A 23,560-nucleotide genomic window follows, 5' to 3' on the forward strand; every position below is an offset into this window, starting at 1 on the left:
GTCAGCTCACGTCGGGCAAGCCGGGCAGCAGCTTGTCCAGGGTAATGGGATAGTTGCGCACGCGCACGCCGGTTGCGTTGTAGACCGCATTGGCGATCGCGGCGCCGACCCCGCAGATGCCCAGTTCACCCACACCCTTGGCCTTCATCGGCGAGATCACCGGATCCAGCGTGTCGAGGAAGACCACTTCCTGGTACGGGATGTCGGCGTGCACGGGAACCTCGTAGCCGGCCAGGTCGTGGTTGATGAACAAGCCCAGCCGTTTGTCGACCACCAGCTCCTCCATCAGGGTCGCGCCCGCACCCATCACCATCCCGCCGATGACCTGGCTGCGTGCGGAGAGCGGATTGAGGATCCGGCCGCCATCGCATACGGCAAGCATGCGGCGGATGCGCGTCTCTCCAGTGTAGGCATGCACGGCAACCTCGCAGAAATGCCCTGCATAGGTGCCGACGTCGTAGCCTTGTTTGAAGTCGCCGAAGGCAATGCCGTCCTCCGCCGACAGTGTGCCCGCCTCCGCCAGCTTGATCGTCCGCCCACCCGCCTGGATGCGGCCATTGGCGAAATCTGCGGTGTCGCCGTCGAAGCCCAGTTTCTCGCCCACCTTGCGGCGCAGGCTGACGCACGCCGCGTACACGCCCGCGGTCGAGCTTGCCGCGCCCCACTGGCCGCCGGAACCGGCGGAGGCGGGATGACGGGAGTCACCGAGGGTCACCTGGACCCGGTCCAGCGGCACGCCCATGGTCTCGGCTGCCGTCTGCGCGATGATCGTGTAGGAGCCGGTGCCGATGTCGGTCATGTCGGTCTCCACAATCACCCCGCCCTGGCCGTCAAGCCGGACCCGCGCGGCCGACTTCATCGTCGGTGCGCCGCGATAGCCCGCGGACACGCCCATGCCGACCAGCCAGTCCCCTTCCCTGACCTGCGCCGGCCTGGGGTTGCGCTTGTTCCAGTTGAAGCGCTCCGCGCCTTCGCGCAGGCAGCGCACCAGGTTGCGGTCGGAGAACTTCTTGGACGGATCGCCGGGTACCACCTCGGGCTCGTTGAGGATGCGGAACGCGACCGGGTCGAGACCCAGCTTCTCGGCCATTTCGTCCATCGCCACTTCCAGCGCCATGTGGCCCGGTGCTTCGCCCGGTGCGCGCATCGCATTGCCTTCGGGCATGTCGAGCGTGGCGATGTAATTGGCCACCAGGCGGTTGGCGCCCGCATAGAGCTTGGGCGTCTGCAGGGTGCCGTTTTCGCCATCCTCGCCGTTGATGTTGCCCGACCAGTTCTCATGGGCGATGGCGGAGATCCGGCCATCCTTTCCGCAGCCGATCCGCACGCGCTGGAGGGTGGCGTGCCGGTGCGTGGTGTTGTTGGGCATCAACGGGCGTTGCAGCGCGATCTTCACCGGTCGCCCGACCTGCTTGGCCGCCAGCGCGGCCAGCACCGCGTCGGCACGGATGAACAGCTTGCCGCCGAAGCCGCCGCCGATATAGGGCGAGTCCACACGCACCTTGGCAGGATCGATGCCGAGGATCGCCGCCATGCCCTGCCTGGCCCAGTCGATCATCTGGTTCGCCGTCCACAGCGTGAGCGTGTCACCCTCCCAGGCGGCGATGGTGGCGTGCGGCTCCATCATCGAATGACTTTCGTCGGACGTGTGGTAAGTCTCGTCGAGCTTGACCGCGGCGCTCGCGTAGGCGGTGTCGAAATCGCCCAGCGCCTGCCGGTCGGGCTTGCCGTCACGCCCCTTTGCCAGCGGCGCGGACGGTGCCAGGGCCGGGAAATCGAAGCGGCCCTTGCTGCGCTCGTAGCGGGTGCGGATCAGCGCTGCGGCGGCGCGGGCCTGCTCGAAGGTCTCTGCCACCACGCAGGCGATGGCCTGGTGGTAGTGGGCCACTTCGGGTCCGCCGAACAGCGGCGCATTGTTCCAGTTCGATGTGCCGACCGGCTTGGTTTCCGGTGCGGTGATGACCGCCAGTACGCCGGGCGCGGCACGTGCGCGGGAGGCATCCATCGAAATGATGCGCCCCTTGCCGATGCCCGCACCGACGATGTAGCCGTAGGCCTGGTTCGGCGCCACGTCGTGGCGCTCGTAGGCATAGGGGGCGGTGCCGGTGGTCTTGCGTGGTCCGTCGATGCGCGGCGTCGACTTGCCGACGACCTTGGCCTTGTCGAACAGGTTGTCGCCGGCGGGGGCGTTGAATTCAAGGGGCATCAGCGCTCTCCTTCCACCAGCACCGCTGCGAGAGTGCGCTCGGCGAGCGCGATCTTGAACGCGTTCTCCGGCGTCGGACGGGCACCGGCGAACACCTGCCGGGTCGCGGCCTTTACGCCGTCGCGCAGCAGCGGTTCGGCTGCCTCGACGCGCCACGGTTTCGGCGCAACCCCACCGAAGGCGAACCGCGCCGAGCCGTCACGCTGCACGACCGCGGCGACCGACACCAGTGCGAACGCGTAGGACGCGCGGTCACGTACCTTGTGGTACACGTGCCGACCGCCCAGGGGTTGTGGCAGCGTGACGTGGGTGATCAGCTCACCGCGCTGCAGCACGTTGTCCTGCTGCGGCTTGTCGCCGGGGGAACGATGGAAATCGGCAATCGGGATGCTGCGCGTACTGCCGTCACCCCTGACGGTCTGGATCGAGGCGTCCAGCACCCGCAGGGCCACCGCCATGTCGCCCGGATAGGTCGCGATGCAGCTGTCCGAGGTGCCGATCACGCCCATCTGCCGGGAGAACCCCTCGAGTGCGCCGCAGCCGGATCCGGGCAGGCGCTTGTTGCAGGGCAGATTGGGGTCGTAGAAATACGGGCAGCGTGTGCGCTGCAGCAGGTTGCCGCCGGTGGTGGCTTTGTTGCGCAACTGCCCGGAGGCGCCTGCCACGATCGCGCGGGTCAGCACCGCGTAGTCGCGGCGCACGCGCTCATGCGAGGCCAGTGCGGTATTGGTGACCAGCGTGCCGATGCGCAGGCCGCCCTCGTCGGTGGGTTCGATCCTGTCCAGGCCGATGTCCTGCACATCGACCAGGTGCGCTGGCGTCTCGACCTCCAGCTTCATCAGGTCGAGCAGATTGGTCCCTCCGGCCAGGAACTTCGCGCCCTCGGTACCGGCGACGGCCTTGGCGGCCTCGGCCGGGGATTTGGCGCGTTCGTAACTGAAGGCCCTCATGAGCGCCTCCCTGCAGAGGTTACGCCAGCGACCTCTTCCATCGCTTCGGCAATGTTGGAATAGGCACCGCAGCGGCAGAGGTTGCCGCTCATGCGTTCGCGCATTTCCATGTTGGTGGCACGGGGCCGTGCGCTGACATCCGCCTGCACATGGCTGGGGACACCCCGCTTGATCTCGTCCAGTACCGCCACCGCCGAGCAGATCTGCCCCGGCGTGCAATACCCGCACTGGTAGCCATCATGCTTGATGAAGGCGGCCTGCATCGGATGCAGGTCATCGGGGGTGCCGAGGCCTTCGATGGTGGTGATGGCATCGCCCTGGTGCTGTACCGCCAGGCTGAGGCAGGCATTGATGCGCTCACCGTTGACCAGCACGGTACAGGCGCCGCATTGACCGTGGTCGCAGCCCTTTTTCGTTCCAGTCAGCTTCAGATGTTCGCGCAGGGCATCGAGCAGCGTGGTCCGGGTGTCGAGCTCAAGCTCCCGCCGCTCGCCGTTGACGGTCAAGGCCACCGTGCTGATGACCGGCGGCCTGGGCGGCGGGGGCGCCGCCAGTTCGGCGGCGAGCGATGATGCCCCCGGTGCGGCGGACATCGCCACGGTCGTGACGCCGCCGGCGATCACCTGGCGACGCGTCAACTTCATTCCTTCATCACAACTTGGCACAGTGACCTCCTGGCGTTCGGGGAAACCCCGTGGCTGGATGGACGCGCTCACACTACCGAAGGGCCACTATGCCCCTCTGCGGGGTACAGATCTGTGAAGTCGGTCGGAGGCGCGCCGGCATCATCGGCCGAGCCTGCTGGTCGGTCATCTTCAACGCCGCCTCTGGCAAGAGTGCGCCACTGACACTGATCTGCGCCACTTCCCCACTGATGCGTGCACATCCGGCATCGCCCGGACGGAGCGATCCATGCCTTGGAGTTCGAAGAAAAGGGCAAGGAGTTCACGGTGCGCGGCGACGTGCCGGTGGTCTTCAACAGCATGACCCACGTCATCAATGCCGCACTGGATGGCCTGGGCTTGGCATACGCACCGGAACCGCTGGTGGCCGAGCACATCGCGCAAGGCAGGCCGAAGGAGCACTTTCCCGACCATCATTCTTTTCGAACATCAAGCTGACGTTGAATCGCGACGCGAACACGTTCGGCAGCCTCGAGGCTGACGCGCTCCTCAAGCACATCGGCCAGATCGTATAGCTGCTCCGGCCGCAGGCCGATGTTCATGCTGATTCCAATGTGGGACTGCAATTGGGGCTCCACCCCGTACATGGCGGCCAGCATGCTGACCGTAGCCAATTCGCGGCTTTGCCAATCAAGATTGTCGCGCTCGAAGATGTCGCCGAAGAGGTGCGTACGGAGGTATTGATTTGCTTGCGGGGCAAAATCGAACAAAGGCCCTGAGACAGGAGCGCCGGCCAGCCTGGTCTGGTTTGCCGTGCCTGCAGCGAGCAAGGCATCGCCTGTGGGAATCGGCTTGCGGGGCTCGCGGCCGGCGTCATCCTGGATGCCCTGCTGTCTACGCGCATCCGCCACCTTCATCAGTTCGCTCAACGCGTTCAGGCTCCGAGGAAACCCCGCATAAGCGTAGAGCTGCATCAGGAGCTCTCGCGTTTCGGCCAAACTCAATCCCGCGTCCAGGCCCTGGCTCAACGCCTGACGAAGGCCATCCAAGTCGCCGGCCGCTGCGAAGGCGCCGATCGGAATGATGGCTTTCCGGCGCGGATCCAGTTCAGTTGTGGGGGCTTGATTTGATTTGGTGTGCATCGCTATTCCTTCGTGTGCGAAAGCCATCTGACCAGGAACGGCAGCAAGCGTCGCCGCGACCAGCAGATTGGCAAGAAGGCTGGGCCCCAAGATGGGCAGCCAGCCTCTAGAACGACTCAATGCGGACCTCTACGGCCCCGGTCTTGCGAAGGAGCTGCAGCCCTCCTTCGATGCGACCCAGCCTTACGAGACCTTTTGAATAGCCAAAAGGCCTGTGAAAAATCGCCAGGTTTCCCCAAGGCGCATAGAAGGCCATATCACCTGCCACGGGCGTGATTCCCTCCGGCTCGCCCTCCACGTTCAGACTGCGCGGCAGCTGCGCAATCTTCTCAGTCGCGGCGTAGTCTTCAAGTTGTAGGGTCAGCGGCAACTGGGCAATGAACTCGCTTGCAGGAAGGCTGTCCTCCAGGGTGGCTGACAGCACTTGATCATTGATGATCAGTCGAATTTTCATGGGATGAATCTCCTGATTGGCCTCAGTTCTGGCGGCAGCGACGGCTGGATGATCGGGCGCGGCTGAGCAAGCTGCTACCGCCCCAAAAGCAACAAGGAGCACGAGCAGCTTCGCCGCTATGGAAGTGAGGCGCGTCATCGTCTCGGGGCCTGTGTGGCAATCCCCGCGGCTGACGTGTGCATCTCTTCAGCCGCAGTGGCGTAGGCAAGCAGCGCGGCAAGCAACAGGATGCCCGCACTGGCCAGGAACGTACTGGCAAAGCCAAGGCTGTCGAACAGCAGTCCGCCGAGGGTGGCGCCCAGCGCGATGGAGCACTGCACCACCGCAACCATCAGCCCGCCGCCGGCCTCGGCGTTGTCGGTGAAGGTGCGCGCCAGCCAGCTCCACCAGCCGACCGGTGCGGAGGTGGCCAGCAGACCCCACGCCGAGAGCAGTGCGGCGGTCGGCCAAAGATGGGGCCCGAGTGGAACCAGAGTGACGGCAATCAGCGCCATGAGCGCGGGAACAATCACCAGCGTGCGGTAGAGTCCGCGCCTGATGAATGCCCCGATGGCAAGTGTGCCCACGAAACCGCTCACTCCGATCGCCAGCAGAACCCACGGAACAGCAGGTACCCCAGCATGCGTGACCCGCTCCAGGAACGGCCGCACGTAGGTGAACAGGGCAAACTGCCCCATGAAGAACGCAGCGCAGGCCATCATGCCCAGTGCCACCACGCGTCGCCGCAGCAACACGACGACTCCGCTGTGTGATCGGCCTTCCTCCGCTTCCATGGACGGCAGACAAACCCACTGCCAAGCCAGGGCGACAGCTGCCACCGGCAGAAGACAGAGGAATGCGCCGCGCCATCCGATCATGCTGCCGAGATAGCTGCCCAGTGGCGCCGCAATGACCGTTGCAAGGGCGTTGCCACTGTTGAATATCGCCAAGGCTCGCGGGACCTCGGCCTCCGGTACCAGCCGCATCGCGGTTGCGGCGGACAATGACCAGAAGCCGCCGATCACTACGCCGATCAGCGCACGGCCTGTCATGTAGACCGGATAGTTCTGGGCCAGCGCCACCACCAGTCCCGACACCGCCATCAACGCCGTGAGAGTCAACAGCAACGTTCGGCGGTTCACGCTACCCGCCAATCGCGAGATCGACAGGCTGGTCAACACTGCAAATACACCCGAAATGGCAATACCGTAGCCGGCAAGGCCTTCGCTCACGTCCAGGTCTGCTGCCAAGGGAGTGAGCAGGCTCACCGGCATGAATTCCGAGGCGATCAACGCGAAGACGCACAGCGTCATTGCGAGCACGCCGCCCCAGTTGGCGCGATGTGCGAGGGGGTCGGTGCGGCTCATTTCCCGGCCAGGCCGCGCTGGAAGAACGTGGCCAGCTTGTCAAAGGGAATCAGCTGGATGCGGTCGTACAGATCCACGTGGCCAGCACCCTTCACCCAGTAGATCTCCTTCGGCTGCCCTGCCCTTCGGTAGGCGTCTTCGCTGAACTCGCGGGAATGCGCGACGTCGCCGGAGACGAAGAGCATTGGCCGGGGAGAGATCGTCTCAATGTCGTTGAAGGGATAGAAGTTCATGAATTTGACCAGGCTGCTGAAGAGCGGCTGGGTTGTCAGTTCGGCCTTGTCACCCTTTGGCGTATAGGCGCCGCGCGGGGTGCGGTAGAAGTCGAAGAACTCACGCTGGATGGCGGGCGTGTCAGCATCGAGGTGGTTCACGGTGCCAGGCACGAACACCGGCGGCCCGCCCTTGAATTCGGCCAGACGCTGGTCTGTTGCGGCCTGGATCACCGCCTTGCGCTGCTCCAGCGACTGGCCACTGTTCAGCCCCTGCCGTGCTGCCGCGCCCATGTCGTACATGCTGACCGTGGCGATGGCCTTGATGCGTGGGTCGATCTTGGCGGCACTGATTACAAAGCTGCCGCTGCCACAGATGCCCAAGCCGCCGATGCGGTCCGGGTCGACAAATGACTGCGTGCTCAGGAAATCCACGGCCGCACTGATGTCGTCCGAATAGATTTCCGGCGCCACCAGGTGTCGCGGTGCGCCGCCACTCTCGCCCCAGAAGGAAAGATCGATCGCCAGCGTGACGAAGCCCTGCTCGGCCAGCTTCTGCGCGTAGAGCTGGGAACTCTGCTCCTTCACTGCGCCCATCGGGTGGCCAACGACCACTGCGGGGGCGCGGCTGCCGTCGGGCAGGCCTTGAGGGCGGTAAAGCGTACCCATCACCTGCATCTGGTACTGGTTGTGGAAGCTCACGCGCTCCCCCTTGACCGTGGGGCTGCGGTAGAAGTTGTCGGCTCCAAGGGGCGGGGCCGGCACCGGTGCGTCAGCGGCCATGGCCGAAGCTGGAACGTAGAGGCTGGCGAGCAGCGCCAGTAATAGCGTGGTGCGTTTCATCGGCGTATGGCCTCGGTTGGGGACTCGGGTCGCCACGATAGGCGCCAGCCCCTATATCGATAAGCCAGTTGAAAGTTGATGCATTACTGAGTTGCGCTCACAATTGACCCATGAGCACCGTGAAGACCCATGACCTACAAGCGTTCCTGGTAGTGGCGCAGGAGCAGAGTTTCACCAAGGCGGCCGTTCGTCTTGGGGTAACGCCCTCTGCGCTGAGCCATTCGATGCGCCTGCTGGAAGAGCGCCTGGGAATTCGCCTGCTCGCGCGGACCACGCGCAATGTCTCTCCCACTGAAGCGGGCGAGCGCCTGATGCGCTCCATCGCACCACATTTCGAGGCCATCGGTGCCAGCGTGGAGGCGCTGGGTGACCTGCGCGACCGCCCAGCTGGAACGCTACGAATCTCATGCACGGATGATTCCATGGAGACCATCATCCGTCCGCGGCTTGCCGGATTCCTGGACGCATACCCGGACATTACGCTTGAGTTCTACGTGGATTACGGCTTTACCAATGTGGTGGAGCAGCGCTTCGATGCGGGCATCCGGCTCGGAGAGGCACTGAGCAAGGACATGGTTGCTGTCAGAGTCGGCCGCGATTGGCGTCTGGTCGTGGTGGGCTCACCCGACTACTTCGAGAAGTATCCGAAGCCGAAGAAGCCTGCCGACATTACGCGCCACCGCTGCATCCACATCCGACATCGCCCAAACGGTGCCATCTATGCGTGGGAGTTCGAAGAGAAGGGCAAGGAATTCACCGTGCGCGGCGACGGGCCGTTGGTCTTCAACAGCATGACCCACGTTATCAATGCCGCAGTGGATGGCTTGGGCTTGGCATATGCACCGGAACCGCTGGTGGCCGAGCACATCGCGCAAGGCAGGTTGGTGGCGGTGCTGGACAGGTGGTGCGTCCCCTTCCCCGGCTATCACCTCTACTACCCGAACCGTCGGCAGCCATCACCCGCATTTGCGGCACTGGTTGCGTGGTTGAAGCTGGATAGGTGAAGCGGGCCGCAGTGTAGTTCCCCTTAAGTGTCCTGTATGGGCTGGAAATCGGCACCCGCCTTTTCCCGATGAACATCCCTGATCAGTACTGACCACTAGTCCCACTGTGACCAATCATCATCAGGGCATGGAGCGATCTTGGAACATGGGACGGGGCGCTAATCCGCCATATCGGGAGAGTCTCAGCTGGCGGGGGTGGGGTGCCTTCTCGGGATTGCCAGCCATGGGGGATTAGGAAGGAGCAAATACAGGGTTGAGGGCTAGACCTTTGGCACCAGCCGCATCTAGAGCTTGTCAAAGCGACGGGCAAGTCAGTCACGCTGCGGTGACAGAAGGCACACGCCGCTTCAGGCTGCGCCGGCGCATGTTGAGCCCGCAGCCGAGGATGTTCCTTGGTGCTACCGGAGATCGACATGGCACAGAACAATCAGAACCAGCAGAACCAGCAGAACCAGCAGAACCAGGATCAGCGCAATGAGCGCAATGAGCAGAATCAGCAGGAACAGCGCAACGAGCGCAATCAGCGCTGAGTTACGCCGGGGGCGGGTCGACTGACCCGCCCTTTCCCAATCTGGTGGAGGGTGCCATGAACTTCTCGATTGATAGCCTCTTCAAGCACCGAAAGGTGCTTTTTTTGTCTTCGCACCACCGAAATGCGGGCCTTGCCTACGTAGTGTCTGCGCCTGACGCTGGGACAGACGACTATCGGTCCTCGCTCTGGTTTACCCCCTCTGCCGGTTCAGTCGCCCCGGTGTTGCTGGCGTCCCAGGGGGGTGTCAGCTCCCCGCAGCTAAGCCCCGACGGTCAATCAATCGCCTTCCTATCCAGCCGCGGCTCGGCCGGTCGCCCAGAACCCCATTTGATTCGCACCACTGGCGGGGAGGCTCAAGCGCTGGCGGGTGTGTCCGAGTTGAATGTATCCAGTCTCCTGCAATGGCACCCCGACGGCCGTCGCCTCCTTGCCTTGGTCTCCCTTCCCCATGCCGAGGACCCCGACGATGATGCCGCGCATGCTCAGCGCCCACTGGTAATCAACCACTTGCCCTACAAGCTGGATGGAACGGGGTATACAGTCGGCACCCGAACCCATTTGTTCTGCTTGGACGCACAAGGCTGCACGAAGCCGCTTCCCCTGACCGCAGGAGATTACGACGTGCGGTCGGGAGCTTGGTCGCCAGACGGACGAACGTTGGCCTATGCACGAACATCTTCTGGTTGCCTTCGTCATCGCGTGAACCTGTGGCTGGTTGGGCCAGAATCGAACCATGGGCAGATCACCGCGGACTTTGCGACTGTGGCCAGCGTGTGCTGGTCACCGGATGGGTCGCGCCTTGCATTTGCCGGCAACAAGCGGGAAGGCGACTCAGCGACGTTTCTCTACATCTGGTCCCACGAGGAAGGCGTGGTTGGCCCCGTCCTGCCCTTCACTTTGGAAGGCATGCAGATTGCGTGGGCCCCCGATGGCCGATCAATTGCCACCGTGATCACGCATCGAGGCTGCTTTGAAGTGGCCGTTGTCGCTCTCGAATCCGGAGAACACTATTTGCTTCCGGCACATCAGGACCAGGTTTCAACGATGCATCCATGCGGTGAATCGTTGGTGCTCGGTGCATCTAGCTACACACAGCTGGACGAACTCTACCTCTCAGCGTGGGCACCGGAAGCAGAACGTCGCCGCCTGACTTCGCTCAATACAGAGTTAAGCGCGACCCTGCCGGTGTCCTGCACCCTGCGCTCCTTCGAGGTGCCGAGTGGGAACGGGTCGGCGGAGTCCGTGGACGCCTGGATTCTACAGCCTACAAAGCAGCAGAAGGGCCCGTTACCCCTCTTGGTAGATTTCCATGGCGGCCCCCACAGCGTTGCACTTATGGACTTCGCTGCGCACGTCTACGTTTATCAGGCAGTGGCGGAAGGCTGGACCGTGGTGGCGCCCAATCCGGTCGGTTCAAACGGATACGGCAAGGACTTCGAGAAGCGTCTGATCGGTCGGTGGGGCGAACTGGACCTCCCTCAAGTCGAATCCATCGTTGAGCAGCTGCGCCTGGAGGGGATCGCTGGCGAAACGGTGGCCTGTGCAGGGAAATCCTACGGGGGTTTTCTCAGCGCTTGGGCAATATGCCACAGCGACACCTTCTCGGCGGCCGTGGTCAGCGCGCCCGTGGCCAACATGCAGTCACATGCCGGCACCTCAGATTCGGGCTACTACGTCACCCCGTATGCGATGGATGGCCAACCGGACGCGTGCCCTGACCGCTACCGCAGACTTTCTCCTCTGTCCCATGTGTCGTCCGCCAGAGGACCAGTACTGTTGCTCAACGGAGCGGAAGATCAGCGTTGCCCTACGGGACAGTGTGAAGGGCTCATGGCTGGCCTGGCATGTAGATCGAGGCAACCGGTGCAGATGGTCGTATACCCGGGAGGCACCCATTCGTTGGCAGCCACAGGCCGACCCAGCCATCGTCGCGACTACCACCAGCGCATCGTCCGATTCCTAAACCGCGCTCGAAAAGCAGAACAAGAACAGGGGAAGGAAGTGGCCCAGGAGACAACGTTGACGTAGTCGACGAGTCTTGATGGATCGGATGCTGCGGGTTGTTGCTGGTGAGGTGCCTGACGGGGCGCGATGCGGCGCACAGTAGCCAAGCGTGGCTCGGCTCTACAACGGCGTTGGCTGCGCGGGCTCGGGTTCGTGGATGGACCCTTCAAGCAGGGCGACGTAGGTATCCAGCCGGGTACGCAAGCCGATCAGCATCCAGCCCAGCAGGTACAGCAGCACCATGGCGAAGATGAGCAGTGCGCCTAGCAGGCCAACATCGAAAGCGCCCGCCCAGTCACCCCATTTCCATCCACGGAACTGCAGGTAGAGGGCAATCAACAGCGGGAATGGTCCCAGCCGCTGCAGGCCGCCATACATCATGCCCATGCGCTCCATCATGTTTGTGCGCAAGGTGCTGACGAACTTGAGTCGCCGCTCGCGCTGGACGCGCGGGAATCCGCGAAGCTCGGTCACCACCGCTTGCCAGTGAGCGAAGTCTTCATCCATCTCGCGGGCGTGCGAGAGCCGCGGCTGGCTGAACTGGCGAATGCCCCTGCGGGCGGCCAGGACGCCACCGACAATGAACCCTCCGATTTCGATTGCCAGGCAGGCAACCACCACCTGGAGCACTGCGCCAACAGGCAGCCATCGATCCGGAAGCTGACCAATGAGAATGCCGATGATCGCCGCACCCATGCCGATGCGGAACGCCCACGTCTCCACCCTGCCCGCCTTGGGGTAGATGCTGTGCTCAACCAGCCCCTGCACCCGCTGGTAGAGCCAGTGGAACGTGAGTTCCTGCGAACCGGTCTTTGCCGGCGGATCGAATCCGCCCCCTGCCTGCATGTCCATTGCGCCCCCTGCCCCGCCGGCGCGGATGCCGGCCCCCGGCCATCGTAGCCGAGGTTGGCAGGGGCGGCATACGGCCTTGCCGTGTAATCGTCAGGGCCAGGATCTTCCCATGGTCGAGCATGGCTCGACTCTACAGAGGCGAAGCCTGCGGGCCGACCCGCACATGCACCGCATGGCTGATGCCACGATGGAACATCTTGGCGTATGGACAGACGCGTTCGGTGTTGCGAACGAGTTCGCAGGCCAGGTTCTCATCCATGCCGGGAAGATGTACCACGATCTCGGCCGACAGCAGGTACAGCCCATCTGCCGGATCACGGGCGAAGGTGACCGCCACTTCGATGCTGGGGTTGTGCAGCAGCAGACCCGCACGCGCAGCCACCAACGCCATGGCACCGTGGAAGCAGCCGGCATAGCTCGCAGCCAGCAGTTGCTCGGGATTGGCACCGCCGCCCGGCCCACCGAGTTCCGGCGGCAGGCGCAGGTCCAACGCCAGTGCACCGTCGTCTGATCGCACGACGCCGGACGCCCGCCCGTGCTGGGCCTGGCCCCCGCTCACCCGCACGCGGCCGGTGTACAGCGGCCTCACGTCGTCGCCCTGGTAGCGGTCCAGCATAGCGGGCGAAGGCGGTTTCAGCTCGGTCATTGCATGGCTCCATCAAACGCAGCTGCTGCAGGCGATCGATTCGCCGCTCAGGCAGGCTTCCGCTGCAGCAGGCCGGACTGCTGCAGCCAGGCTTCGAAATCGACCTGCCCCAGCCACGCGAGCCCGACCGGTACCAGCGTGTCGATCTGCAGCGGCGCGCCGAAGTACAGCGCCTTGGCATCCGCAACGACCTGCCGGGAATCACCCGTCAGTTGCAGATACTGCCTGGCCAGATCCGCCATCGCGCTACGCTGCGGCCCGGCGATTTCCAGCACGCCATTGGCCGGCGGCTGCTGCGCGATACGTGCCACCGTTTCGGCAACATCCTCGGCGGCAATCGGCTGCACGTCGGCGGCCGGCAGCCGCAGGGTCTCCCCATCGCTGGCGGACTGGATGATGCCCGGCAGGAACTCGAAGAACTGCGTGGAATGGATGATGGTGTACGGCAGGCCCGAGTCGCGGATCAGTCGCTCCTGGGCAATCTTGCCGCGGAAATAGCCACTGGCCGCCAGCTTGTCGGTGCCCACAACAGAAAGCGCGACATGGTGGCGCACGCCGGCACGGGCGGCGGCGGTAAGGATGTTATGGCCGGCGGTTACGAAGAACGAAAGCACAGCCGCATCTTCGAACGAGGGCGAGTTGGCCAGGTCCACCACCACGTCGACGCCGTCCATGGCGGCATCCAGGCCCTCACCGGTCAGCACATCCACCCCGGTGGAGGGTGCTGCCACCACGATCTCATGCCCGGCTACGCGCAGGCGCTCCACCACCTTGCTGCCGATGCGGCCGGTACCACCGATGACGAGGAACTTCATTGCCTGTCTCCTGGAATGTGAAAGGGCTACCGGGGTGTGGCCGGGCGCAGGCATCGTAGGTAGCGTGGGCGCAAGGCAGTAGGTCCGTGACCGGCCGCGCACTGTTGCCCGGCACGCACCAGTACGCTCAGGCCCAGCCAGGCCGTGCGCCTGGGTTCAGAGGGGTGGCCTGCTGGCGCGCTTCCCAGTGCGAGATCACATCCAGCTCGAGCGCGCGCACCCGCTGCGTGCTGAAGTCGATGAAGGCCCGCACGCGCTTGGGCAGCTGGCGGCGGCTGAGGTAGCACAGGTAGTGGCCGCGATCGAGCGGCGCATGCCGATCCAGGCAGGTCACCACCCTGCCCGCCCACAGCGCTTCACGCACCTGATAGCTGGGCAGCTGGGCGATTCCGAGCCCGTCGATGACGGCCTGCAGGGCCAGGTCGGCATCGTTGAACACCATTGCGGAAGGCGGCTGCAGGTGCACTTCGGCACCGTCGACACGGAATTCCCAGGGCTGCATGCGTCCGCCCGGCAGGCGCCGCCCGATGCAGGCATGCGTGGGCAGCGCGTCCACCGACGCGGGTAGGCCGTGCGCCTGCACGTACGCCGGTGATGCACATACGACCAACTGCATCGGCACCAGCTGCTTGGCGATCACCTGGCTGTCTTCCAGCAGGCCATCGCGAAACGCCACGTCGATGCGGTCACCGGCCAGGTCGGGGGCCTGCTCGTCCAGCAGCAGCTCCACGGATACCTGCGGGTACTCGGCACGGAAGGCTGCCAGCAGAGGGGCAATCACCCGCCGGCCGAAGCCGTGGCTGGCACTGATGCGCAGGTGCCCGCGCGGCGGGCCCTCGCGCAGGTCGCGCATTTCCTCCAGCGCCTGCAGGATGCAGGTCACGCCCGGGTTGCAGCCCTCCAGGAACAGCTCGCCTTCGCGGGTGAGCGTGGTCGAGCGCGTGGTGCGCAGGAACAACCGCACGCCCAGCTGGCTTTCCAGCTTCTGCACGCTGCGGCTGACGGCCGAGCGGCCGATGCCGAGGCGGTCGGCCGCGCGCGCGAAACTGCCCTCGGACGCCACTGCAATGAAGGCCAGCACGCCGGCGTAGCTGGTGGAGAAGGACGCATTGAGCGCATCGTGGCCGTCGCTGGCCGGGCGGGGCGTTGCGGCGTTCATGGGCGGCCTGGCTCCGGGCGGGCACGTTGTGCGTGCAGGTGGCTCCGCGCCAGCTTCAACCGTTGCCTGCACGCGGCAGGATCGAGCCCCAGCAGGGGCACGATGTCCTCGAATCCGGCACCCAGCACGTCGTGCAGCAACAGCACCGCACGTGCATCGGGCGGCAGTTCGCGCAATGCGGCCAGGAAGGCCTGCCAGACCTGTTCGCTGGCAGGGCGCGATGCGGTGCGCAGGTGCGATGAGGTATCCATGCCCGGCAGACGGCCGAGCATCGGCCGCTGTGACAGGACATTGGTGCTTTTCATGCAACAGCGTGCGGCCCGGCCCCCGCCTACCGGCATTGCGAATGCAGGCCTAGCCTCGCTGTGCCCTTCACACGCTACAGGAACACACCATGACCGCACGCCTGGATTACGCCGCGCAATCCCCCGAACTGTTCAAGAAGCTCGGCCTGTACTCGCATGCCGCCCACACCGCCTCCATCGAAGGGGCCATCATCGATCTGGTCAACATCCGTGCATCGCAGCTCAACGGCTGTGGCTTCTGCCTGGACATGCACGTGAAGGAGGCCACCCTGCGTGGTGAGCGCCCGCTGCGCCTGCATCACCTGGCGGCATGGCGTGAATCAACGCTGTTCAGCCCGCGCGAGCGCGCCTGCCTGGCCTGGACCGAAGTACTGACCCAGCTGCCGGCGCAGGGTGTGCCCGACGAGTTGTACGCGCGCGTGCGCGGCCAGCTGTCCGATCAGGAAATTGTCGACCTCACCCACGCGGTGATGGCGATCAACGCCTGGAACCGCGCCAATGTCGCCTTCCGTACCACGCCCGGCACCCTGGATACGGCCTTCGGCCTGGACAAGGCCGGCCTGGCCTGACCCTTCCGCCGCTGCCCCATGCAGCGGCCCTCCCCTACCGCTTTGGAGACCTGCCATGCGTCCTTCTGTTCTGGCCCTGTCTGCGCTGCTGCCACTGTGCAGCGCTGCCGCCACCCCGCCCTCTGCGGCGCCCGAGCCCTTGGTGCGCGAGGTGATGACCCGCGCCCTTCCGGAGCAGCCCGGCAAGGAAGCGCTGATCCTTACCGTGGAGTACCCGCCGGGTGGCGTCGATCCTGTCCACCGCCACGATGCCCACGGCTTCGTCTATGTCCTGGAAGGACGGATCGTGATGGGTGTGGCCGGCGGCAAGGACGTCACCCTTGGCCCGGGCGAGGCCTTTCATGAAGGCCCGGCCGATCTGCATACCGTGGGTCGCAACGCCAGCGCCACCGAGCCGGCGAAGTTCGTGGTGTTCCTGATCAAGGACATCGGCAAGCCGGCGGTGCTGCCGCCGCACTGATCGCACGTCCGGCGCTGACACCAACGACAGGTTCCCGGGTGTCACAATCCGGGGACCTATCCCGTCTACGCTGGCATGGACGATTCCACTGCGCTGTTCTCACGCCTCCGCCCACGCCTGTTCGGCGTGGCCTACCGCATGCTTGGGTCTTCGCACGAAGCCGAAGACGTGGTGCAGGATGTCTGGCTGCGCTGGCATGGCGCCGACCAGTCGCAGATCGAGAATCCGGAAGCCTGGCTGGTGGCGACCACCACCCGTCGCGCCATTGATGGCCTGCGCCTGGCCCGGCATGCGCGCGAACACTATGTGGGCATGTGGTTGCCCGAGCCGCTGCTGACCGATGACACCGCCACGCCCGAGTACGTGCTGGAAACCGCCAGCGATCTGTCGGTCGCCTTCCTCAGTGTGCTGGAACGGTTGGCCCCGGATGCGCGTGCGGCTTTCCTGCTGCACGACGTGTTCGATCAGGATTACGCCGTGGTCGCGCGCACCCTGGACAAGACGGAAGCCGCCTGCCGACAGATCGTGCATCGTGCGCGCCAGCAGCTCCGGCAGGAACGCCCGCGCTACAACGTCCCGCAGGACGTGCACCAGAAACTGCTGCGCCGCTTCGCCGAGGCTGCATCCAGTGGAGATTTCCGCACGATGAAGGCGTTGATGGCCGAATCGGCCGAGCTGGTGGGTGACGGCGGCGGTATCGTCACCAGCTTTCCCGGGCCTTTGCTCGGCGGCGCACGCATTGCCCAGCTGCTGTATGCCCCGCACCTGCGGCGCAGCGCGCAATTGCGGATGGTACCGGCCATGCTCAACGGACGGTTGGGACTGCTACGCTATTTCGATGGCGTGCTGGAGGCGGCGATGGCCTTCGAGACCGATGGCGAACGGATCACGCAGATCCTGGTGCAGCGCAACCCGCACAAGCTGCAGCGGTTGGCTCGCCCTACCGCCATCCAGTAGTTCCACGCCAGGTGTGGATGGCGTCCGTTGTCGGCCTCGTCCTTGCGGGATTCGAGCGGGGCGCCGATGCGCCCCGTCGAAAACCCCTGCTTGCGCTGTATCCGCACGATCCGATCAGAAGTCCCAGAACACCGGCACCCAGCGGAACGTCTCGCCCTCCAGCGACACCCGGCCCACTGACGGGAACGGAAGATGCGTGGCCACCAGCATTTCGCCGGTGCCGGCCAGTTCCTTCAGCAGAGCGATGCGTACGCGTGCGGATTCCTCCGGGTCGTGCTCAAAACCGTTGTGCCAGTTCGGCTGGTCGAAGCCGACCGCGAACACCGCGTCACCGGCAAAGGTCAAGGCCTGCCCCGCAGACGCCACGCGCACCACGCAGTGGCCCGGGGTATGCCCACCGGTACGGCGGGCCGTCACGCCCGGTGCGATCTGCTGTTCGTCCTGGAAGGTGTGCACATAGCTGCTGTACTCGGCCCAGAAGTGCTTGGCCGTGGCGCGCAGTGCATCGGGGAAGCCCTGCGGCATGATGGTACGGCTGAAGTCCGGCGACTTCCAGAACTCCACTTCCGCGGCTGCGACGTGGATTTTCAGGTCCGGGCGCAGCTGTTCCTTTACGCCTTCAACCAGCAGGCCGCCGACGTGGTCCATGTGCATGTGGGTGATCACCACGTCGGTGATTTCGCCCAGGTTGATACCGGCGGCACCGAGGCGGCGGATCAGCTGGCCGGCGCGCGGCAGCTGCAGGTCCGGGTCCATGCCCAGGCCGGCATCGATGAGGATGGTGCGATCACCGCTGTGCACCACCATCACGTTCAATGCCCAGTCGAAGGCATCCTGGGGCAGGTACATCTCTTCGAACCATTCGGCACGGTCGGCGGCCGGCACGTTGTGGCCGAGCATCTGGGTGGGCAACGGCAGGACGCCATCGCTGATCACCAGCACTTCGACGTCGCCCACTTTCAGGGCGTAGCGCGAGGGCACCAGTTCATCGAGGGCGGGGGCAATGGGCGCGGCGGTGTTTTCCATACTGAACATGAGGGATCTCCACGAAGAGCCATTTGGCGGGCAGCAATGCAAGGCTGGCGCGAACGAATCCGGGCACTTTCCCATGGCGCAGGCAGTGACATTGCCAGGGCACGGTTGCCTGGCAGGCCAGCGCTGCGGAGTTCATGGGAAGACGGGCCACTGCGCGGGCAATGGGCCCGGAACACGGCAGGTGCCGTGTGGGATCAGCCTAGGCAGCACGCCGCAGGTGCGGTAGCGCCGTGAAGGGGTACGTCATGTTGCGTTCCGGGAAGCAATGCGGAACCGGCTGCAATGCCACCATTGCAAGCGCCTCTGGCTCGTTCGGTAGTGCGCAGGCCCAGGTCGGGCAGCTTCGGATCATCATCCAGTCGACCCCACTGTGGGTCCGTGCAATCAGGACGATCTATCAAGAAATTCGGACTTGTCATATCCCTGGCGCCTGATCGCGGGCGCAAAGTACGGCTCACCACCCCCCCATGAGATGCCCAGCATGAACACCTTCGCCCGCTCCCTGGCTGTTGCCACCCTCGCCCTCTCGGTCCAGGCAGGCCTGTCCGTGCAGGCTACCGAACCGGCCAAGCCTGCTGCGGTGACTGCCATCGCGCGCACCGCCAGCTACATCACCACCGCCGACGGCGTGCAGCTGTACTACAAGGACTGGGGTCCGAAGAACGGACCGGTCGTGACCTTCAGCCACGGCTGGCCGCTGAACTCGGACAGCTGGGAGTCGCAGATGATCTTCCTGGCCAACCACGGCTACCGCGTCATTGCCCATGACCGTCGCGGCCACGGGCGCTCCAGCCAGCCGTGGGATGGCAACGACATGGACCACTACGCTGATGACCTGGCCACGGTGATCAATACGCTGGACCTGCACGATGTGACCCTGGTGGGCTTCTCCACCGGTGGCGGCGAAGTGGCGCGCTACATCGGCCGGCACGGCACTGGACGGGTGAAGAAGGCCGTGCTGATCAGCTCGGTGCCGCCGTTCATGCTGAAGACCGCCGACAACCCGAACGGCCTGCCGATCGAAGTGTTCGACGGCATCCGCAAGGCACAGATGGAGAACCGCGCGCAGCTGTACAAGGACATTCCGTCGGGCCCGTTCTATGGCTTCAACCGCCCGGGCGCGAAGGTGTCGCAGGGGCTGGTCGATGCGTGGTGGGCACAGGGCATGCAGGGCGGCCACAAGAACACCTACGACTCGATCGCTGCGTTCTCGGCCACCGATTTCCGCGCAGACCTGAAGAAATTCGATGTGCCCACCCTGGTCATCCACGGTGACGACGACCAGATCGTGCCGATCGATATCTCAGGCCGCCAATCGGCGAAGCTCATCAAGGGCGCAAAGCTGATTGTCTACCCGGGTGCGCCGCACGGCCTGACCGACACCCACAAGGACAAGGTCAACCAGGACCTGCTGACGTTCCTGCAGGAAAAGTGAGCCGCCAGGGGTTCCGGCGATGCGCCGGAGCCCGCTTTCTGTTGAAAGGCGCGGCCTGCATGCTGGACTTCCGGCGCTGGAGATCGATAGCCGAGCATGGCTCGGCTCTACAGTGGAGCCAGCTCGCGCGCAAGGAACGGTGCCGTCCTGCTGCCCTTGGCGTGGGCCACCTGATGCGGCGTCCCAGCCGCCACGATGGTGCCGCCCGCACCGCCTGCGCCCGGGCCGACGTCGATCACCCAGTCGGCCTGTGCGACAGAACGCATGTCGTGCTCGATCATCACTACCGTGTTGCCTGCGTCCACCAGCCGCTGAAGCTGCACCAGCAGCCTGTCCGCGTCTGCTGCATGCAGCCCGGTGGTGGGTTCGTCCAGCACGTACAGCGTGCGCCCGCGCTGGCTGCGCTGCAGCTCTGTGGCCAACTTGATGCGTTGCGCCTCGCCACCTGAAAGTTCGGTGGCTGGCTGGCCCAGCCGCAGGTAGCCCAGGCCGATCTCCTGCAGCAGCTGCAGCGGGCGGGCGATGGCCTCTTCTCCGGCGAAGAACGCATGGGCCTGGTCCACCGTCATCTGCAGGACCTCGGCAATGTTGCGGCCGTTCCACTGCACCCTCAGCGTGGCTTCGTTGTAGCGGGCGCCGTGGCAGGTGGGGCACGGTGCATAGACGCTGGGCATGAACAGCAGTTCGACGCTGACGAAGCCCTCGCCTTCGCAGGTTTCGCATCGGCCCTTGGCCACGTTGAACGAAAAGCGGCCCGCGTTGAATCGGCGGCGGCGCGCGTCGGGTGTCGCGGCGAACAGCTTGCGCACGTGATCGAACAGGCCGGTATAGGTGGCCAGGTTGGAGCGTGGCGTGCGGCCGATGGGCTTCTGGTCTACCAGCACCACGCGCTGGATGGCATCCACATCTCCGGCAAGCTGGCCCCGAGTGGCTTCGATCACGGTGGGTCCATCCGTGGGCGCGCTGTCGGCGCTGTCGTCTACCGTCTCGTGCCCCAGGTGCAGCAGCATCAGCTCAGGCAGCGCCTGCGCCATCAGGCTGGACTTGCCCGATCCGGAAATGCCGGTCACTGCGGTCAGAAGCCCCAGCGGCACCTGCGCGTCCACGCCCTGCAGGTTATGGCGATGGATACCCTTCAGCTCCAGCCAGCTGATGGCACTGCGCTGCCGGCTGGCTGGCGCAGGCACCTGGTCGAACAGGTACTGCGCCGTGCGCGAATCCTGAACGTTGCGCAGGCCATCCGGCTGGCCACTGTAGAGAACGCGTCCGCCATGCTCTCCTGCCTGCGGGCCCACATCCACCAGCCACTGCGCGCGGCGCATCAGCTCCAGATCATGTTCAACAACGAACACCGAGTTACCGCCGTCGCGCAGCCGTTCCAGCGCGTCGTACAGCGCCTGGCTGTCGGCCGGATGCAGGCCGGCCGAGGGTTCGTCGAGTACGTACAGCACGCCGAACAGCAACGAGCTGAGCTGGGTGGCCAACCGCAGGCGCTGCAGCTCGCCGGCCGACAGCGTGGGCGTGGCGCGATCCAGCGAGAGATAGCCCAGGCCGAGCGCGCGCAGTTGCCCCACCCGCGCCATGACCCCACCCGCCAGGCGTTGTGCCGCCAGGCGCTTTTCCTCAGACAAGGCTGAGGTCAGGCGCACGTCGGGGGCGCCTTCGTGGGTCGCGCGGCCACTTGCTGCCCGCTTGGCGCGATCGCGGGGCGTTGCACGCCTGCTGGTACGCGCGCCGTGGCTGTGTGCACTGAAGTCGCCCTGCGCGATGGGCTCGAGCAAGGCCGCCAGCTGGTCCAGCGGCAGCCGCATGAACTCGCCGATGTCCACGCCGGCGAAGGTGACCGAAAGCGCTTCCGGCTTCAGGCGCTTTCCCTGGCAGGCGGGGCACAGCCGGCCTTCCATGTAGCGGGACACACGCTTGCGCATCAGCGCGCTCTGGGTGTTGGCAAAGGTGTGCAGCACGTAGCGGCGTGCGCCGGTGTACGTGCCCATGTAGCTGGGCTCCAGCTTGCGCTTGAGCGCGGCGCGGGTCTCGGCGGGCGTGAAGCCGGCATAGACCGGCACGGTCGGGGTTTCCTCAGTGAACAGGATCCAGTCGCGGTCCTTCTTCGGCAGCTTCTTCCACGGCACATCGATGTCGTAGCCCAGTGTGACCAGGATGTCGCGCAGGTTCTGGCCATGCCATGCCGGTGGCCAGGAGGCGATGGCGCGCTCGCGGATGCTCAGCGATGGGTCCGGCACCATCAGCGCTTCGGTCACCTCGTAGACGTGTCCCAGGCCGTGGCAGGTGCTGCAGGCACCCTGTGGGGTGTTGGGCGAGAAGTCTTCGGCGTACAGCATGGGCTGGTGGGCCGGGTAGGCCCCTGCCCGCGAGTACATCATGCGCACCAGGCTGGACAACGTCGTCACGCTGCCCACCGATGAGCGCGCATTGCTGGCACCGCGTTGCTGCTGCAGGGCGACCGCCGGTGGCAGCCCGTCAATGGCATCCACGTCGGGCACGCCGGCCTGATCGATCAGGCGACGCGCGTAGGGCGCGACGGATTCGAAGTAGCGCCGCTGCGCCTCGGCGAAGACCGTGCCGAAGGCCAGCGAGGACTTGCCGGACCCCGACACGCCGGAGAACACCACCAGTGCATTGCGTGGAATGGAGACATCGACATTCTTCAGGTTGTGCTCGCGCGCACCGCGGACCTCGATGCAGCCGCTGGCTGCGGCAGCACATGACGATTCGCCAAAGGGGGTGTTGGACATCTCAGCATTCCTGCATTCGGTGGGCGGATCGCGCATGGTGCGCCCGAGCGGCCATTGTCGCCGCTGTGGAGTGAATGGCGCGAGGGCGCCGGAGGCGGGATGTTGTCTTCACCTCCCCTTCGTACGGCGTTGCCCAACCAGGGGCTAGCGTGGGGTGCCCACACATCGGAGGCCCTCATGCACCCCGACGTACTTGGCTGGGCCGCCACGGCGGTGCTGATGGCAACCCTGATCCGGCAGATGGTGAAGCAGTGGCAGTCGTCCCACCCGGAAGCCGTATCCAGGTGGCTGTTCGCGGGCCAGATGACCGCTTCTGCGCTGTTCACGGTGTACAGCGCGATGCTGGGGAGCGTGGTCTTCGTGGTGACCAATGCGATGCTGCTGTTGACGGCGGTGGTGGGCCAGGTGATGGCGTGGCGCCGCCGCGGCCGACGCCGGGCTCCTCCACCCTGCTGATTGTTAACGCGTGTTGCCTGAAGGTTTGACATCACGTTGCCCCACTCTTGATGGGGCCGCTCACAGCGCACTCCTATGCTGGGCCCGCCACCTGAGGGGTGGTGATCAACCTGGAGATGCACCATGCAACGCGACCAGAAAGACCTTCCCCATCCGGACGAGGAGGCACAGCGCCCCGATCCTGTCAGTCCGCTGCAGGCGAGGCTGCACAACCGCCGCAATCATGACGAGGCGCTGCAGGAAACCTTCCCCGCCAGTGACCCGATCTCCCCCTTCGTCGCTGCGCCAACGCCGGAAGAGCAGGACAAGCGCCTCGGGGAGCGGGTCAAACTTCCAGACCGACACACGGATGAGGAGGCCGCGGGAGGTGACCAGTGATCCGGCGCTGTTTCGCCCGTGTCGCGGCCGCGACGGCGCGATTGTCCGGCAGCCTGGGGGCATTCGTCGCAGCGCTGGGGGTGATCATCGCCTGGGCTGCCAGCGGGCCGGCCTTCCACTTCAATGACACGTGGCAGCTGGTGGTGAATACGGGAACGACCATCGTGACCTTCCTGATGGTGTTCCTGATCCAGCATACGCAGAACGCCGATACCGCTGCGCTGCACATCAAGCTGGACGAACTGATCCGCGTGAGCAAGAACGCCAACCAGGAGTTGTTGAACCTGGAGTCGATGGAGCCGGCCCATCTTGAAGAGATACGCCAGCGCTACGAGGCACTGGCCAAGACCGCTGCAGACATCAAGTCCAAGAAGGAGCGCTGCATGCCCAGCGATGCGGACGCGGCCGCCGAAGCCTGAGG

The 23,560-nt window shown here is 65.1% G+C and carries 24 protein-coding genes; 10 read left to right on the plus strand and 14 right to left on the minus strand.

The annotated features are described in order from the left end of the window. Position 1 precedes the first annotated feature (1 nt). Genes paoC through paoA form a run of 3 tightly spaced genes read right to left on the minus strand, consistent with a single transcriptional unit; the run spans position 2 to position 3,800 of the window. Entirely contained in the window at positions 2 to 2,206 is a 2,205-nt protein-coding gene (gene paoC / locus VG543_RS04655; RefSeq protein WP_423177878.1) for an aldehyde oxidoreductase molybdenum-binding subunit PaoC, read from the minus strand. Continuing rightward, the gene (locus VG543_RS04660; protein WP_165710462.1) at positions 2,206 to 3,156 is read right to left on the minus strand and encodes an FAD binding domain-containing protein; all 951 of its coding nucleotides are present in this window, start codon (positions 3,154 to 3,156) and stop codon (positions 2,206 to 2,208) included. The genes paoC and VG543_RS04660 overlap by 1 nt, the downstream gene beginning before the upstream one ends. After that, positions 3,153 to 3,800 carry an aldehyde dehydrogenase iron-sulfur subunit PaoA gene (gene paoA, locus VG543_RS04665; protein ID WP_423177879.1) on the minus strand — a complete coding sequence of 216 codons (648 nt, stop codon included), beginning with the start codon at positions 3,798 to 3,800 and terminating at the stop codon, positions 3,153 to 3,155. The genes VG543_RS04660 and paoA overlap by 4 nt, the downstream gene beginning before the upstream one ends. Positions 3,801 to 4,073: 273 nt before the next feature. On the opposite strand from paoA, the gene VG543_RS04670 reads away from it, so the two are divergent. Continuing rightward, positions 4,074 to 4,277, plus strand: a complete 204-nt coding sequence (locus tag VG543_RS04670; RefSeq protein WP_423177880.1) for a hypothetical protein — start codon at positions 4,074 to 4,076, stop codon at positions 4,275 to 4,277. Here VG543_RS04670 and VG543_RS04675 read toward each other — a convergent pair. From VG543_RS04675 to VG543_RS04690, 4 genes are all read right to left on the minus strand, one after another. Next, the gene (locus VG543_RS04675) at positions 4,253 to 4,921 is read right to left on the minus strand and encodes a carboxymuconolactone decarboxylase family protein (RefSeq protein ID WP_423177881.1); all 669 of its coding nucleotides are present in this window, start codon (positions 4,919 to 4,921) and stop codon (positions 4,253 to 4,255) included. The two genes, VG543_RS04670 and VG543_RS04675, sit on opposite strands and share 25 nt — an antisense overlap. A 106-nt stretch (positions 4,922 to 5,027) precedes the next feature. Continuing rightward, entirely contained in the window at positions 5,028 to 5,375 is a 348-nt protein-coding gene (locus VG543_RS04680; protein WP_423177883.1) for a cyclophilin-like fold protein, read from the minus strand. A 134-nt stretch (positions 5,376 to 5,509) separates the two neighbouring features. Then, on the minus strand, positions 5,510 to 6,721 hold the full coding sequence (locus VG543_RS04685) for an MFS transporter (RefSeq protein WP_180878910.1): 1,212 nt from the start codon (positions 6,719 to 6,721) through the stop codon (positions 5,510 to 5,512). Next, positions 6,718 to 7,776: an alpha/beta hydrolase gene (locus VG543_RS04690; RefSeq protein ID WP_423177884.1), complete on the minus strand. Its 1,059-nt coding sequence runs from the start codon at positions 7,774 to 7,776 to the stop codon at positions 6,718 to 6,720. Before VG543_RS04690 ends, VG543_RS04685 begins: the two co-directional genes overlap by 4 nt. 110 nt (positions 7,777 to 7,886) lie before the next feature. Between VG543_RS04690 and VG543_RS04695 the strand changes: the two genes are divergently transcribed. Together VG543_RS04695 and VG543_RS04700 are read left to right on the plus strand one after the other, a co-directional pair. After that, a complete protein-coding gene (locus VG543_RS04695; protein ID WP_423177886.1) occupies positions 7,887 to 8,780 on the plus strand; it encodes a LysR family transcriptional regulator in 894 nt (297 codons plus the stop codon). A 586-nt stretch (positions 8,781 to 9,366) separates the two neighbouring features. After that, positions 9,367 to 11,340, plus strand: a complete 1,974-nt coding sequence (locus VG543_RS04700; protein WP_423177887.1) for a S9 family peptidase — start codon at positions 9,367 to 9,369, stop codon at positions 11,338 to 11,340. Positions 11,341 to 11,436: 96 nt separating this feature from the next. Here VG543_RS04700 and VG543_RS04705 read toward each other — a convergent pair whose 3' ends face one another. The 5 genes from VG543_RS04705 to VG543_RS04725 form a co-directional block, all read right to left on the minus strand. Further along, the gene (locus VG543_RS04705; protein ID WP_423177889.1) at positions 11,437 to 12,168 is read right to left on the minus strand and encodes a hypothetical protein; all 732 of its coding nucleotides are present in this window, start codon (positions 12,166 to 12,168) and stop codon (positions 11,437 to 11,439) included. Positions 12,169 to 12,298: 130 nt separating this feature from the next. Then, positions 12,299 to 12,814, minus strand: coding sequence for an OsmC family protein (locus VG543_RS04710; protein WP_423177890.1), 516 nt, complete (start codon positions 12,812 to 12,814; stop codon positions 12,299 to 12,301). 47 nt (positions 12,815 to 12,861) lie between these two features. Then, positions 12,862 to 13,629: an SDR family oxidoreductase gene (locus tag VG543_RS04715; RefSeq protein ID WP_329847710.1), complete on the minus strand. Its 768-nt coding sequence runs from the start codon at positions 13,627 to 13,629 to the stop codon at positions 12,862 to 12,864. 127 nt (positions 13,630 to 13,756) lie between these two features. Beyond that, the gene (locus tag VG543_RS04720) at positions 13,757 to 14,788 is read right to left on the minus strand and encodes a LysR family transcriptional regulator (protein WP_180877417.1); all 1,032 of its coding nucleotides are present in this window, start codon (positions 14,786 to 14,788) and stop codon (positions 13,757 to 13,759) included. Beyond that, positions 14,785 to 15,093: a sigma factor-like helix-turn-helix DNA-binding protein gene (locus VG543_RS04725; protein ID WP_180877416.1), complete on the minus strand. Its 309-nt coding sequence runs from the start codon at positions 15,091 to 15,093 to the stop codon at positions 14,785 to 14,787. The genes VG543_RS04720 and VG543_RS04725 overlap by 4 nt, the downstream gene beginning before the upstream one ends. Before the next feature lie 89 nt (positions 15,094 to 15,182). Here VG543_RS04725 and VG543_RS04730 point away from each other — a divergent pair, with 89 nt between their 5' ends. The 3 genes from VG543_RS04730 (at position 15,183) to VG543_RS04740 (ending at position 17,079) form a co-directional block, all read left to right on the plus strand. Then, a complete protein-coding gene (locus VG543_RS04730) occupies positions 15,183 to 15,662 on the plus strand; it encodes a carboxymuconolactone decarboxylase family protein (RefSeq protein WP_049455241.1) in 480 nt (159 codons plus the stop codon). A gap of 55 nt (positions 15,663 to 15,717) precedes the next feature. Beyond that, positions 15,718 to 16,122 carry a cupin domain-containing protein gene (locus VG543_RS04735; RefSeq protein WP_423177892.1) on the plus strand — a complete coding sequence of 135 codons (405 nt, stop codon included), beginning with the start codon at positions 15,718 to 15,720 and terminating at the stop codon, positions 16,120 to 16,122. 75 nt (positions 16,123 to 16,197) lie between these two features. Next, the gene (locus VG543_RS04740; RefSeq protein ID WP_423177893.1) at positions 16,198 to 17,079 is read left to right on the plus strand and encodes an RNA polymerase sigma-70 factor; all 882 of its coding nucleotides are present in this window, start codon (positions 16,198 to 16,200) and stop codon (positions 17,077 to 17,079) included. A gap of 114 nt (positions 17,080 to 17,193) precedes the next feature. Here VG543_RS04740 and VG543_RS04745 read toward each other — a convergent pair whose 3' ends face one another. Continuing rightward, the gene (locus tag VG543_RS04745; RefSeq protein WP_423177894.1) at positions 17,194 to 18,114 is read right to left on the minus strand and encodes an MBL fold metallo-hydrolase; all 921 of its coding nucleotides are present in this window, start codon (positions 18,112 to 18,114) and stop codon (positions 17,194 to 17,196) included. A gap of 481 nt (positions 18,115 to 18,595) precedes the next feature. Here VG543_RS04745 and VG543_RS04750 point away from each other — a divergent pair, with 481 nt between their 5' ends. Continuing rightward, entirely contained in the window at positions 18,596 to 19,549 is a 954-nt protein-coding gene (locus VG543_RS04750) for an alpha/beta fold hydrolase (protein ID WP_423177896.1), read from the plus strand. Positions 19,550 to 19,656: 107 nt separating this feature from the next. Here the strand turns inward: VG543_RS04750 and VG543_RS04755 are convergent, their stop codons facing one another. Continuing rightward, positions 19,657 to 22,305, minus strand: coding sequence for an excinuclease ABC subunit A (locus VG543_RS04755; RefSeq protein ID WP_423177897.1), 2,649 nt, complete (start codon positions 22,303 to 22,305; stop codon positions 19,657 to 19,659). Positions 22,306 to 22,482: 177 nt separating this feature from the next. Between VG543_RS04755 and VG543_RS04760 the strand changes: the two genes are divergently transcribed. The 3 genes from VG543_RS04760 (at position 22,483) to VG543_RS04770 (ending at position 23,558) form a co-directional block, all read left to right on the plus strand. Continuing rightward, positions 22,483 to 22,761, plus strand: coding sequence for a hypothetical protein (locus VG543_RS04760; RefSeq protein ID WP_021202427.1), 279 nt, complete (start codon positions 22,483 to 22,485; stop codon positions 22,759 to 22,761). Between the two features lie 123 nt (positions 22,762 to 22,884). After that, positions 22,885 to 23,139: a hypothetical protein gene (locus VG543_RS04765; RefSeq protein WP_423177899.1), complete on the plus strand. Its 255-nt coding sequence runs from the start codon at positions 22,885 to 22,887 to the stop codon at positions 23,137 to 23,139. Continuing rightward, entirely contained in the window at positions 23,136 to 23,558 is a 423-nt protein-coding gene (locus tag VG543_RS04770) for a low affinity iron permease family protein (RefSeq protein ID WP_423177901.1), read from the plus strand. The genes VG543_RS04765 and VG543_RS04770 overlap by 4 nt, the downstream gene beginning before the upstream one ends. Positions 23,559 to 23,560: the final 2 nt, after the last annotated feature.

Origin of the sequence: Stenotrophomonas sp. CASM101 (genome assembly GCF_049384845.1) — a bacterium.
Taxonomy (GTDB): domain Bacteria; phylum Pseudomonadota; class Gammaproteobacteria; order Xanthomonadales; family Xanthomonadaceae; genus Stenotrophomonas; species Stenotrophomonas hibiscicola.